The sequence below is a fragment of the Kamptonema formosum PCC 10802 genome, assembly GCF_000332335.1.
Lineage (GTDB): Bacteria > Cyanobacteriota > Cyanobacteriia > Cyanobacteriales > Oscillatoriaceae > Oscillatoria.
Map to the genome: position 1 here is coordinate 2,142,104 of NZ_KB235948.1, position 13,128 is coordinate 2,155,231.

7 protein-coding genes are annotated in these 13,128 nt (G+C 56.2%); 4 read left to right on the forward strand and 3 right to left on the reverse strand.

Annotation, left to right across the window (positions count from 1 at the left end; all coding sequences use genetic code 11):
- Positions 1-468 precede the first annotated feature (468 nt).
- The gene (locus tag OSC10802_RS0109140) at positions 469-2,562 is read right to left on the reverse strand and encodes an amylo-alpha-1,6-glucosidase (protein ID WP_017716477.1); all 2,094 of its coding nucleotides are present in this window, start codon (positions 2,560-2,562) and stop codon (positions 469-471) included.
- A 183-nt stretch (positions 2,563-2,745) separates the two neighbouring features.
- On the opposite strand from OSC10802_RS0109140, the gene OSC10802_RS0109145 reads away from it, so the two are divergent.
- Positions 2,746-3,600 carry a DUF3153 domain-containing protein gene (locus OSC10802_RS0109145; protein WP_082218262.1) on the forward strand — a complete coding sequence of 285 codons (855 nt, stop codon included), beginning with the start codon at positions 2,746-2,748 and terminating at the stop codon, positions 3,598-3,600.
- A gap of 509 nt (positions 3,601-4,109) precedes the next feature.
- On the opposite strand, the gene OSC10802_RS0109150 is transcribed toward OSC10802_RS0109145, so the two are convergent.
- Together OSC10802_RS0109150 and OSC10802_RS0109155 are read right to left on the reverse strand one after the other, a co-directional pair.
- Positions 4,110-9,515: a trifunctional serine/threonine-protein kinase/ATP-binding protein/sensor histidine kinase gene (locus OSC10802_RS0109150; RefSeq protein WP_017716479.1), complete on the reverse strand. Its 5,406-nt coding sequence runs from the start codon at positions 9,513-9,515 to the stop codon at positions 4,110-4,112.
- Between the two features lie 829 nt (positions 9,516-10,344).
- Positions 10,345-11,187 (reverse strand): cyclase family protein, encoded by an 843-nt coding sequence (locus tag OSC10802_RS0109155; RefSeq protein ID WP_017716480.1) that lies wholly within the window; start codon positions 11,185-11,187, stop codon positions 10,345-10,347.
- Positions 11,188-11,274: 87 nt separating this feature from the next.
- Here OSC10802_RS0109155 and OSC10802_RS49315 point away from each other — a divergent pair, with 87 nt between their 5' ends.
- From OSC10802_RS49315 to OSC10802_RS0109165, 3 genes are all read left to right on the forward strand, one after another.
- Positions 11,275-11,595: a hypothetical protein gene (locus OSC10802_RS49315; RefSeq protein WP_155967494.1), complete on the forward strand. Its 321-nt coding sequence runs from the start codon at positions 11,275-11,277 to the stop codon at positions 11,593-11,595.
- Positions 11,595-11,987 (forward strand): LapA family protein, encoded by a 393-nt coding sequence (locus OSC10802_RS0109160; RefSeq protein ID WP_017716481.1) that lies wholly within the window; start codon positions 11,595-11,597, stop codon positions 11,985-11,987. Before OSC10802_RS49315 ends, OSC10802_RS0109160 begins: the two co-directional genes overlap by 1 nt.
- Positions 11,988-12,205: 218 nt before the next feature.
- Positions 12,206-13,072: a segregation/condensation protein A gene (locus OSC10802_RS0109165; protein WP_044170712.1), complete on the forward strand. Its 867-nt coding sequence runs from the start codon at positions 12,206-12,208 to the stop codon at positions 13,070-13,072.
- Positions 13,073-13,128: the final 56 nt, after the last annotated feature.

Consider the following 13,128-nt stretch of genomic DNA (forward strand, 5'->3'; position numbering starts at 1 on the left):
AAACAAGAGAGCAGCTTCAGGCACACCGGCAGCCCTCACCCCCCCGAAATGCCAGCTTCAGAGGGGGGACAGGCGAGACGCCTGTCCTACGCCTTTTATCCCAGGTCAGTGATGTCCGCGCGCAATAGGACTGTGGCTATATAGCAGTATGCACTTAGGTTAAGACACAAAGGACAGGCGAGACGCCTGTCCTACGCCTTTTATCTCAGGCCACTGATCTCTTAAGCAAGATGACTGCTGCTATATAGCAGTAGCCACTTAGGTTCGTACATTTCGGCCTCTTTTGCACCCCCGCACTCCGGCTCCTATTGTCCTAACCCATATTACTGCTGGGATATAGACGTAGGGCAGGCGTCCCGCCCGGCCTGAAGGTCTAATGTTTTAACCTAAGTGCATACTGCTATAACAGTAGGTGTACGCCTAACACAGAGAAAAAACCGGCACCCGAAAGCCCCAGCCCCCACGCCCCTATCTGGGCCACTGACGGATCAGCTCCGCCACTGACCAAGCCTGAGCGAACGTCCCCTGCGGTAAATGGGGCTCGTCGCCATCAAAAATTTCCGAAACCGATCCCAGGCAACCCTGCCGGCAGAAGTGATCCAGCAGGGGCTGCCAGTCAAAGCCCACCGGCTCACTGGGGTAAAACCGCTGCCAGGCCCGAATGTAGGGGCCAATCAGCCAGCTCCAAACCGTGCCCTGGTGGTAGGCGCAGTCGCGATAGTGCCGGTCGCCGGCATAACTGCCGACATACTCCGGGTCATCTGAAGCCAGGCTGCGCAAGCCAAAAGGCGTCAGCAGCTTGGCTTTCGCCACCTGCAAAACCTGCCGCCCCTGCGCCTCTGGGAACCCGCAATGGTGAAGCGACAGGGCCAAAACCGCATTCGGGCGAATCTGGGGGTCCGGTCGCCCATCCGGCTCAATCCGGTCGTAAAAATAACCCCGCTCGGCATTCCAAAACTTTTGCAGAGATGCCTTGACAAAACGCGACTGGCGTGCTAAGTTTTCCTGCTGTTTCTTATACGCTCGCTGCTTGGAGCGCTTGCCGAGACGTTCAGCCCACTTCGCCGCCCAGCAGAGTGCCGAGTGCCACAGAGCGTTGATTTCCACCGGCTTTCCCCGGCGCGGCGTCACCGGCACGCCATCAATCACCACATCCATCCAAGTCAGCGCCACACCTGGCGCATCCCACACCAGTAACCCATCCGAGGGGTCAGCCCGGATGTTGTAGCGAGTGCCATCTGTGAAATATTGATAAATCTGCCGCACCACCGGATACGCTTCCTGCAGGAAATCCCAGTCCTGAGTCGCTTCCAGATAAAGCCCCAGCGTTTCCACCCACAGCAGCGCCGCATCAATGCTGTTGTAAAACGGCTCAGCGCCGGCATCCGGAAAAGCATTGGGAATCAAACCCTGCTGGCAGTAACGCCCAAACGTTTGCAGCAACCCTTTAGCCAGCCCGAAGCGTTTAGTCGCCAGCGCCAGTCCGGGCAGAGCAATCAGCGTATCCCGCCCCCAGTCATTAAACCACGGATAGCCGGCAATCACCGTCGGGCCGTCAATCGAGGCGCGGTAGGCGATAAACCGGTCGCCGGCACTGAGCAACTGCCGCCAAACCACCTCCCGCTCGCTCTGGACAACCTCCCCCTGCGAAGTGGATGGGGGAGCAGTCAGCGGGCCAAACAGCTCCTGGAGCCGTTCCCCCTCAGCGCTGACAATTGCGTCGAACTTTAATTTTGACGCTTCCGCATTTTCTCTCTGGGACAATGGCACCTGGTAAATAGTGGCTGGCGGCTGGAGATTTTTCCCCTCCCCCTGAGGTTTTGACCACTCCACCCGCGCTTCCAAAATCACCGAACCGCCCGGTTTCAGACTCACCGTCAGCTCACCCGGACTGTAAAGGTCCTCCCGGTCGCACAGCCCCCGCTTGGTTTCCTCCGGATAGTGATAATTAAAATACCAGCAGCCGCTAATTTCATAGTCACCGGCACTCCAGCGCAAGTGCCAGGGCGTGCCGGGAGTCTCGCCGCGCATCGCTTGCAAGCGGAGTTCCCCCTCACCCAGCAACTGCAAAAAGTGCAAATCTGGCTCAGCAAATTGCTGGTGGTGAAAGTCGCGCTCGGCAATCAGCGGTCGCAACCGCAGCTTCCCCGGCACCCGACCGACGTAGCGGTATTTTATCAAAATCTGGTGACATGTCTTCGGGCCGGCATTCCCCTGATTGCCATATCCGTGCGGCATCACCAGCTGGCGCGCCAGCTGCCAGTTGGGCTGCTCCCAAACCCAGGTGGGTGCCGGTTCAATCTCAAAAGAGCGCAGCAACTGGTCGCCGCGAGGGGCAATCGTGCCATCAATCCAAAAATTCGCTCCCAGCGGAAATACTTGCCCCGCCACTTCCAGGGTTGCCTCTATATGTGACAGCAACAGCGTGCGCCGGATAGGGGGTTCGAGCGCCGCAACCAGCCAGCCGTGATAAGTGCGCGTCAGGGCATCGCAGACCGTCCCACAGGCAAAACTGCCTAACCCGTTCGTGAGCAGCCATTCCCGCGTATCCAAATCGTGCATTACAGACGCCTCATCTCTCTAGGTGGGGTGCCCTTGAGCACTCCCTACTGCTGCATTATCCAAGGATTCAGCTACCAACAGCACCCCATTCCAGCCTAAGATCGAAAAAGAACTGAGCCCGGCGGTGAGGGATTACCAGATTGATTGAACCGCTTCAGGCGCACGAATCGCCAGGAGGAGCAGATGAGAGGGACAGGGGGACAAGCAAGGAAGGCAGAGGGTTGGCTGGTGCGGGGCATCCGCGCTGTCTGGGAGCGCTGGCGAGTGCTGGGGGCGGTACTGTTTGCCTCGCTGCTGCTGTCTGGCTGTGTGGAGTATGATGTTGGCGTCAATTTTGAAAGCCAGACTCACGGGGAACTCGTGCAGCACATCCAGCTGGCAGAGCAGCTGACCAGCTTTAGCGGCGCAACGGTGAGGGAGTGGCTCGACAGCATCGACCGGCGAGCGCGGCTGCTGGGAGGGCGGACCAAGCGAGTCTCTCAACAAGAAATCACCGTTACCATTCCTTTTAACAATGGCGCTGAGCTGCAGGAGAAGTTTAACGAATTCTTCAATCCGCCGGACAAGAAAAAGTCTCAGTCCGCTGCGGCGCTAGACAGCCAGCTCCCGGATATCAAATCCCATCTGGGCGTCACCCAAAATAACTTTTTGCTGGCGCTGCGCAACCGGCTCACCTATGAGCTGGATATGCGCTCTCTCGGCGTTCTCTCCTCTGAGGGGAATGTCCTCGTCAGTGCCGGTTCGCTACTAGACCTGCATTTCAGGTTGAATACCCCTTGGGGTGCCCGCAGTGTTGAGACAGACGGTGCCCTCAGCCCAGAAATCCGGCAAGAAGGACGCCAGCTCGTCTGGACGCTCAACCCCGGTCAGGTGAACTATATGGAGGCGATTTTCTGGGTGCCCAGCCCGATCGGCATTGGCGCTGTCGCGATTATTTTGCTCGTCGCCGCCGGCACGTTTTTGAAATACCGGCTGCTGCCCGCACTGGGCGCAGGCAAGCGCCAAAAACCGCCGGTCGCTCCCAAACCCACCGCCTGATAACGATTTTGGATTTTAGATTTTGGATTTTGGATTAAACATCCAGACCGCAAGGGGATTTCGTCGGGGGAAACAATCCTGCTGCGTCATTCATATGAGTGAGGCGGGTGAGGGTTTCTTCTGCGAACTTCATCCAAGTGAGAGCCGCGATATCTATCTCAAGCTGGCAAGGTGTTAGGCTTTTATAGCAGCCGGCAATTGGGCACGGACGTAGGACAGGCGTCTCGCCTGTCAAGCGAGCCCTTGAGGGCACGGAGGGAACGCCTGCCCTACGTCTATACGTCGTATCAAGCGTGTCCTAATCTAACTGGCTACTGCTATAGAAACCGGGTTTCTTATGCGCACTTCATCCAAGTGAGAGCCGCGATATCTATCTCAAGCTGGTGTGAGATGTCGGTAGCGCGACAGGTGCGGAAGGGAGCGGATTTTCGCACGATATTTTTTCGCGTTACTGCGGACAGAAACCAGGTGTCTTTGAGAAACCTGGTTTCTTGTTTTCCGAGAGCGCGCTAATTTTTGGGTTTGACGGGAATGTGGATGGCGAATTCCGCCCCCTCGCCGGGTGCGGAAAGGCAGGTTAGCTGCCCGCCGTGAGAGTCTACCACAATTTGGTAGCTGATAGACAGCCCCAAGCCGGTGCCAGAACCCACCGGCTTCGTGGTGAAGAAAGGGTCAAATATTTTCTTGAGGACGCCCTCCGGCATGCCCGGGCCATTATCAGCAATCCCGACTCTCACAAAGTCGGTGTCTCTCACCGAGGTGCGAATGGTAATGGCCGGCTTTTTGCCAGACTCCCCGACATTCCTTCTCGCCTTGTCCAAGGCATCGATGGCATTGCTGATGATATTCATAAACACCTGATTGAGCTGGCTGGCGTAGCAGGTCACCCGTGGCAGCTTGGCGTACTCTTTAATCACCTCAATCTCAGAATAATTGCCCTGTTTCCTCAGGCGAGTCTGCAAAATCAGCAGGGTGGATTCGATGCCCTCATGGATATCTACCGGCTTCATATCCGCTTCGTCCAGGCGGGAGAAGTTGCGCAGCGACAGGACAATATTGCGGATGCGCTCCGCCCCGACTGTCATCGAATCCAGCAGCTTTTGCAAGTCTTCAACTAGGAATTCCAGGTCAATGTCCTCTATTTTATCTTGAATCTCGGGCGCAGGCTGGGGGTAGTGCTGCTGGTAGAGTTCGATGAGGTCGAGCAATTCTTGGACATACTCACCGGCAGGCGTGAGATTGCCATAGATAAAGCTGACCGGGTTGTTGATTTCGTGGGCCACACCGGCCACCATCTGCCCCAGGCTGGACATTTTTTCCGTCTGGATCAGCTGCGCTTGCGTGCGTTTCAGTTCTTGCAGGGTTTTCGAGAGGCGCTCATTTTTTTCCTTTAATTCCTGCGTGCGCTGCTGCACTTTTTGTTCCAGCGAAGCGTAGAGGAGGGCGTTTTCCAGAGAGACAGCCGCTTGGGAAGACAGGAGACGCAAGATTTCCAGCCGGTCGGGAGTGAACGCGCCGGTGGCTAAATTGTTCTCCAAATAAAGGATGGCGATCAGTTTCCCCTGATTGACGATCGGGAAGCACAGGACAGACTTCAGCTGCCGGCTGGAAATATAAGCATCGGCGGTAAATCGCCCCTCACTCGCGGCATCGCTCAAAACCACATCCTGGCGAGTGCGCTCCACATAATTAACCACCGTCACCGGCAAATCCTGAGAGGCGATTCGGCGCTGCACCTCAACCGGCTGGGATTGGCGCACGAGCACTTCTTCTTGAGCGACGGACGCCTCAGCGGAAATCAGCAGCTTTCCGTCTGCCGGCAAAATCAGCAAGCCTTTTTGAGCGCCGGCATTCTCGATCAGGATCTTCATCAGCTTGGCCAGTAACTTGTCCAAAACGATTTCACCGGAAATCGCTTGAGAGGCTTTCATTACCGAGGCTAAATCCAGCGCCCCCGAACTGCTGCCCGTCGTGGTGTGATTCGCCGTCGTTCGGGTGTCCGCAGCGCGAGTGCTGGCGGCAGTTTTCACCAGCAACTGCGGATATTTTTCCTCCAAATCCTCCAGCTTGCGCGCCGCACCCCAGCGCTGGTAGCTATAGTAAGCCTCGCGCATGTGGATCTCGGCATACTTCTGCTTGCCTTTGCTCAACCATAACTTGGCGGCGAGTTCATTGGCCAAGGCTTCATTGTGGGTGAACTCATTCTCTCTGGCGGATTCAATGGCTTCATTGCACAAGTCTATTGCCTCTGACTCCTTGCCGGAGAGGCGGGCCATTTCTGCTTCTACCAAAAGGTACTTGTGGGCGAAATTTTCCGGACAGTTCTCCGCCCAGGTTTTCATTTGCTTTTGATTGGCCTCTACCTTCTCCCAGTATTGCTTGCGCTCGTCTTCCGCAGCTTGTGGCCAGACAGCCAGAAACAGGAGTGAGGAGTAAAAATTGTACTCCGTCACTAATATTGTACCTGGAATATAGCGCAGCTGATCTTCTGTGACGCGAGCGCATTTGAGGGCTTCCTCTAGCTCCCCATACAGGTACAGGATATGGAATTTGCGGAGGTGGTAGATGCAGGTGGAGTAAAAGTTTTTATGCTCCTCACAGCTGGCCAGGTAATCGGCTTCGCCGAGCTCTCCGCAGTGAAAGTCAAATTTTCCGCCGGTGAGTTGGCTCAAGTTTGAGAGCGCTATCTGAAATCCCAGCATGGTATCTGTTACCAGCTGATTTTTGGTTTTTTGGCTGAACCGCACATACTCGGCAATTTCCGCTAGGGTTTGGGCGATGTTTTTGCCCTGGAAAACGGAATTAATGGCTTGGTAGTTCAGGGCGTATCCAGCAAACAGCAAATCCCCGGAGTCCAGAGCGGCTTGATACGCTTCCTTGCTGAGAGGTTCAATTTCTTTTACATGCTTGAACCAGTAAGTCAACGCATTGCCCAGAACTGAAAGCGATTTACATTTGAGCTCCACGTTGCCCCACTTCTGACTCAGCTTTACAGCGAGCAGGCAAAACTCGTAGGCGGATTTATAATCGCCAAAAAGAGCTGACAGCATCAGGCCATAGTTAGCGTAGCAACTGGATGATTCCGGTGCGGACCCATATTTGAGAGAAAAATTCACTCCTTTTAGGAGAGCCACCGTCCACAGCTGTGGGTTGTTAAGGTAAGCTGATGGCAGCATTTTAGTTAACAATTGTAGCGCAAATTTTTGCTCGGGTCTTTTGAGTTCCGGCTCATCTATCAGGGAGGCAATTTCTTTTTGTCCCAAATTGACTTTCGCTTCCGCGAGTTCCGCATTAATGGCGGCTTGCAAATCCTCTTCTGGCAAATCCACGCCCAGCAGGCTGAGAGCATTTTTCCCAGCCCTTACCGCTTCATCGTATTTGGAGGACATCGTAGACTGTAAAATCAGCACGCTGTAAATTCCCGCTTTTTCTGTGACGGATTTTGCTCGCTGCAAAGTCAGGTTAATCAATTCTTCTGACTTATCGAAATTGCCATTTAAATACTCCACCTCTGCCCGCTCTTTGTGCAAGGCCAAAGCCAAGTCGTAGCTCTCATCCCAGATCTTGCCGCTGAGCCCCTCCATGCCGGCGCTCAAATACTGCCTTGCGGCGATGTAAGCGGTTGCGTCTTTGGCTTTTTTGCCGGCTTCTAAGTTCAAGGCGGCCAGTTCCAGCCGCTCTCGCTCGTCCTCAATCAGCGACGCGCCGACATTTAGGTGATCCACCAGCTCGAAGATTCGCTCTGCGCGATACTCGGCGGGGGTGCTGGCCAGCAGCAGCCGCCCTATCCTGAGGTGAGCGGCTTTTTTCTTGTCCTCATCAATCAGGGCGTAGGCCGCCTGCTGCACCCGGTCGTGCAAGAATTTGTAGTTGAGGATTAACAGGGGCAGGTTGATCAGTGCCGGTTCGGGAGTGTCTGAGTCTGACACCGGCAGGATCAGCCCTTCCTCAATGGCGGGCAAAAGGTCTTGGAAGGTTGCGGACGCTTCTTGCTCGTAAATCAGGGAGAGGGTGTTTAAATCGAATTGGCTGCCCAGACAAGCTGCCAAGCGCAGCACCATCTGGGTGCCCTCTGGCAGTTTCTTGACTTTCCAAATCATCAGCTCCACTACATTGTCGGTGATGTCGAGGGCCTGAATTTGCTCGATGTCCCATTTCCACGCCCCGCGCTCGCCAGAGGAGGGCGGGGTGAAGGTGAGGAGGTTTTCTTGATACAGGGTTTTGAGAAATTCACTGACAAAGAAGGGGTTGCCTTGGGTTTTGCCGAGCACCAGTTCGGCGAGGGCTCTGACGGCGATCCGGTTGCTGTGCGCTGTCTCGGCAATCAGCTGGCCAATTTGTTCCAGGTTGAGGGGCGCTAGGGCAATGTGGTTGATTGTCGCTCCATTGCGGCGCAGCCCTTCCAGGGTGACGATCAGCGGATGCGCCGGGCTGACTTCACTATCCCTGTACGCCCCCATCACAAACAGGTATTCCGTCGCCTCATCCGCCAGCATTAGCTCTATCAGTTTGAGTGTGGCGGAGTCCGCCCACTGGAGATCGTCGAGAAAGATCGCCAGCGGATGCTCGCCGGCGCAAAACACCCGGATGAAGTTTTGAAAGACGAGGTTGAAGCGATTTTGTGTCTCGGCGGGGCCTAATTCTTGCACCGGCGGTTGGGGACCGACAATCAGTTCCACTTCCGGAATCACGTCTATAATAATTTGGCCGTTTGGCCCAAAGGCGGCTAGGAGTTTCTCTCGCCACACCGCGAGCTGCTCTTCGGTTTCGGTGAGCAGCAGCCGCACTAATTCCGAAAAGGCGCTGACTACGGCTGAGTAGGGAATTGTCCGCTGGAATTGGTCAAATTTTCCCGAGATAAAGTATCCCCCCCTGCCGGTAATTGGCTTGTAAATTTCCTGCACGAGGGCTGATTTGCCAATTCCGGAATATCCCAGCACCAGCATCATTTCTGTGCTGCCGGCACACACCCGATCGAAGGCGGCCATTAAGCTCTCTATCTCTCGCTCTCTGCCATAGAGTTTTGCCGGGATTTGAAATTTGTCAGAGATATCCTGAAGTCCGACGGTAAAGTTGGCAATCTTGCCGTCTGACTGCAACTGCCTCAGGCACTCCTCCAAATCCGCCACCAGCCCCCAGGCGCTCTGGTATCGCTTCTCCGCCGTTTTTGCGAGCAATTTCATCACGATGTCTGAAACGGCTTTGGGAATGTCCGGATCGATTTTGTGGGGCGGCTCGGGCACCTTGGCGATATGGCAGTGCACTAGCTCCATTGCGTCGGTGGCGGCAAAAGGCAGCCGGTGAGTCAGCAGCTCGTAAAGCGTGGCTCCCAGGGAGTAAAAGTCAGTGCGGTAATCCAGCGAGCGGTTCATCCTGCCGGTTTGCTCCGGCGACATGTAGGCGAGCGTTCCTTCTAAGGCGGCAGGATTTTTAATCGCGGTATTTTCCCGGCTTAGGGCGCTGGCAATGCTGAAGTCGATGAGTTTAACTTGCCCTGTGGCTGGGTTAAACGCGATATTGGACGGGTTAATATCTTTGTGGATGATATTGGCGGCGTGAATCTCTCCCAGGCTGCTAGCGATTTTTATGGCCAGGGTGAGAAATCCCAACAGGGTAAACTTTTGGGAGGACATCAATATCCTTAAGGATTCCCCGCCAAAATCCTCTAAAAACATTACCAAACTGTTCTTATATTTCTGCAAGCCGTAGGCTTTGATTGCGCTTTCTGTATTCAGAGAGCGCAAGATTTCATATTCCGCCTCATATCTGCTGAGTTCCGCCTGGGTGGGGTACTCTGGTTTGAGAAGCTTGAGGACAGCGGGTTGATTGTCCTCCTCCCCCCGCCCTCGATAGACCAGTGTGTTGGGACTGTCATAGATTAGAGCGAGAATCTGGTAGCCGGGAATTGCGAGCATGGTTGGGTTTTCCTGACTGGGCTATCACTTTATTATATAAAGTCGCAGCGCCGGCGGTAAGGGCGGGCTGAACTAGAAACCCCAGCCGCCAAATCCCCTGCCGGTTAAGGGATAGGGAGAGCGTCACTCCTCTTCTCGCCTGTGGGGAGTGGGGGCGGGGGGTGGGGGCTAGGGGTGGGGCTGAGGGCATTTTGGGTTTAATGAGTGCTGTTTTACTTGCCGGCTTGTTTAATCGCCTGCTCGCGAGGCAGTCGGTGATTAACACAAACAGGGGCGGGGTTCGGAACAGCTCGCACTTGTCTTGGTTGCCTCTCCCACGCTTCGCTGCCGGTGGAGAATCTGAGCTTAACATTAGACCGGCTTTTCTGTCAGACTTCCCTGACATGAAAGCCGAGTTTCTTTAGGGCTTCCTTCTGGCGTGGGGGGAAAACCCCTGACATCTTTCAGGCCAAGGCCCCAGAGATATAGGGAAAGCTATGCTGTTACCTGTTCTATGATAAACCTAATTTGTGCGGGAACCGGCTTTTTCCGTGAAATTAAGTATTTGTGGTGGCGACCTCCCCTGACTTCCCGGTTTCTTAAGAATAATTGCGCACCTGAATAAAATGTCCCGCAGTCTGGTATAGCAGTTCGCCGTTGGATGAACTGCGGCCTTTGAAACACGGTTTCTTAAAGAAACCGGGTTTCTGGGCACCTTAATAATATGAGAAACGCTATATATTCCACCGCTCTCAACGTTGGGAGGCGGAGCCGGTTGCTGTGGGGCGTGCGGGCAGCTTCCGGCGCGCACTGGCGTCCCGCTCTTGCGCGCACAAAGGAACGAGGAATTTCACGGCAAAATCGCAAACACTCGCGCCGGGAATCCAGAGCCATTTTTGGGTTTGGGAAAGGTGACGACCGCCAGCGCACCGGCTTGTGGAACTTTGTCCAGATTTGTCAGCAGCTCTATCTGGTAGCGGTTTTGCTTGAGGATGTACGCTTCGAGGGAGTAATCATCCTTGCTCGTAGCGACTCCGGGATCGGTGTCGGTCGTTTCGTGCCCGGAAGCGGTAATCTTGCGCTCTTCGTAGAGGTACTTGAGCACCGGCAGACTCCAGCCGGGGTAATGATCCACCCCTTTGGCGTCTTTGTTGGCCATCGCCGCCGCCTTTGGCCACCGCTTCGACCAGTCGGTGCGCATGGCCACAAACGCCCCTTCGGGAATCGGGCCGTGTTTGGCTTCCCAAGCCCTGACATCTTCCATCGTTATGGTATAATCGGGATTCTTTGCAACTTTGTCGTGAACGTCAATCACCACGAAGGGCAGAATCATCTCTTTGAGATCGAGCTGGTCAACGGTGCGCAACCCTTTGATGAAGTGTGCCGGTGGGTCAACGTGGGTGCCCCACTGCCCGACGTGGCAGTACAAATCCGCCCAGAAGCCAGAGCCCAGCTTGCCGACACCGGCATCGTACCAGTAGAGCTTCTGGCGGGTTTCGCTCGGAAAGCCCTTCCAGTGGGGAATCCCGGGCTCAAAAGCGTGGGTCAAGTCCACAAACTGCTTGGTCTTGATGACTTGGTAAGCTTCTGTCAGGGTGGGTTGCTGGCGGGCAGAGGTGCCGGTGGCGATCGCCCCCAAAGCGCCTAAGGCAGCGAACAGCACAGCGCTGGCAATTGTCTTTACAGCTGTCATGGTGGTGTTATATATGGGGGTGAACCCCACCCCCCGACCCCCTCCCCGAAAAGCGGGGAGGGGGAGAAAGAGGTAGGGGTTTCGTGGTTGGGTTCCATCATAGGTCTAGCCTGCAACGCCGTTATAGTGGCCTCTGGCAAGAGTTTCACGGTCTGGCCGGCCACGATCGGTGGCGCGGGCCGGTGGATAATAGCAGTATCACCGGCACTCCTGTCCGCTAGCTGTTTTTGCGGCGAGAGTCCGCCCGTGGTTTCCTGGAGGATAAACGTGCGGTCGCGCCCCGGAGGATGGAGCCAGAGGGCGGACAGGCCGACCGGCGAGCTGCGGGTATTGCCTGTGGCGGTGCTGACAGGTGCCGGTGCCCTCGTAAAATGGGCAATTGAACCCCAAGATGCAGGAGTCCGTTGATGCGACTGATCAACTTCGCGCTCATCTTCCTATTTTGCTTAGTGATGCTGCTGTTCGGCATCGAAAACACACAGGTGGCCACCGTTAAGATCGTGGAAGGCGTAGAGTTTCCAGCGCCCCTGTCCCTAGAACTGTTTCTGGCGATGGGGCTGGGAGCCTTCCTGGCGTGGATGTTTGGTGTGTGGGCTAGGTTGCAGCGGTTTCTGGCCGAGCTGCCGACTCTCCGTCAGCTTCGCAAACAAAAAGCCCGCATTGAGCAGTTGGAGCAAAATATTGAAGGCTTCAAGGTAGAAATGCAAGAGCAGCAGCGGCTGCTCACTTCCAGCGAGCCCTACACCACAGAGGCGTCCCTCACGAATGATGTCTCCCCCAGGAAAGCGGAAACCCGGTGAGAGGCTGCAGCTGAGTGCTGCAACCTCTCCCTACCCTGCCCGAAGGGGCTCTGCCGGGGGGCTGCCTGATGGGCCGGCATGACTGAACTGTCAGGTTGCGCTCTCCCGGTTCCCCAAAGAAACCGAAATTCGGTCGCCTCCGACTCAGGAGTTTAATGTTCTCCTGTTACTCAATAGTGCCGGTGCGGCAGCCGCAATCAACAGATAAAGGTCTGAGAATGGAAGAAAGCTTGTCCCTGGATGGCTTAGCCCGGGCTGACCGGCGTGCGGGCGCGTCGGTGCCGGAAATAGGGATCGCCCTGCTGATTGACCTGGCCAAGCGGGGGGAGATCAACCCCTGGGATGTCCAGGTCATTGATGTCATCGACCGCTACTTGAGTCAGGTGGTGCCGGTGGGCGATGCCAGCCAGCTGCAGCGGGAAGTCGCTCTGTCCCAGTCGGGGCAGGCTTTTTTGTATGCCTCAATGCTGGTGCTGCTGAAAGCTGACAGTCTGGTTCGTTCGGAATCGGAGGAGGAGGAGCCAGAACTGGCAGCAGAAGAGCTGCTAGAGGGAGAGGACGCTGCGGGGCGGCGGGAGCAGCTGTATCTGGAGCGCCAGCTGCGCCGCCGCGCTGTCGCCCAGCCCCCGCAAAGACGCCGGGTGACGCTGCAAGAGCTGATCGAGCAGCTGCAGGTGATGGCGGAAGCGATGCAAGACACTCCGGCACGCGCCCGCCGCCGGCGTCCCGCCTCTGGGTCGAAGGCGCAGGCGGCTCGCGCCATTGCCGAGCTGGCTCACCAGGAAAATCTCTCGGAACTGGCCACCGCCCTGGAGCGCTTTCTCCAGGAACACTGGCTGCAAATCGCTGGAGAGCAGGACTGGCTGGAGCTGGAGCAACTGCTGGACCGGTGGTCGCCGAATGCCCGGCAGAGTGCCTCCGAGCCCCACCCGCCCTCGGAGAGCGCCGCCGACCGAGAGCGCAACGACCACAGGGTGGGGGTTTTCTGGGCGCTGCTGCTGCTGTCGGCGCAGTCCAAGGTGGAATTAACCCAAGAGGAGTTTTACCGGGACTTGAAAATCCGGGCGCTGCCGCAGGCGCTGTGAGCCTGCTTCCCGTGGGAGTGCCGGCGCACCGGCCCTTCGGTGCGGATGGGGGCGCT

Bases quoted from the DNA above. Each gene is read 5' to 3' on its own strand.
- OSC10802_RS0109165 (WP_044170712.1), top strand. From the start codon at position 12,206: ATGGAAGAAAGCTTGTCCCTGGATGGCTTAGCCCGGGCTGACCGGCGT.
- OSC10802_RS0109140 (WP_017716477.1), bottom strand. From the start codon at position 2,562: ATGCACGATTTGGATACGCGGGAATGGCTGCTCACGAACGGGTTAGGC.
- OSC10802_RS0109150 (WP_017716479.1), bottom strand. From the start codon at position 9,515: ATGCTCGCAATTCCCGGCTACCAGATTCTCGCTCTAATCTATGACAGT.
- OSC10802_RS0109155 (WP_017716480.1), bottom strand. From the start codon at position 11,187: ATGACAGCTGTAAAGACAATTGCCAGCGCTGTGCTGTTCGCTGCCTTA.
- OSC10802_RS0109145 (WP_082218262.1), top strand. From the start codon at position 2,746: ATGAGAGGGACAGGGGGACAAGCAAGGAAGGCAGAGGGTTGGCTGGTG.
- OSC10802_RS0109160 (WP_017716481.1), top strand. From the start codon at position 11,595: ATGCGACTGATCAACTTCGCGCTCATCTTCCTATTTTGCTTAGTGATG.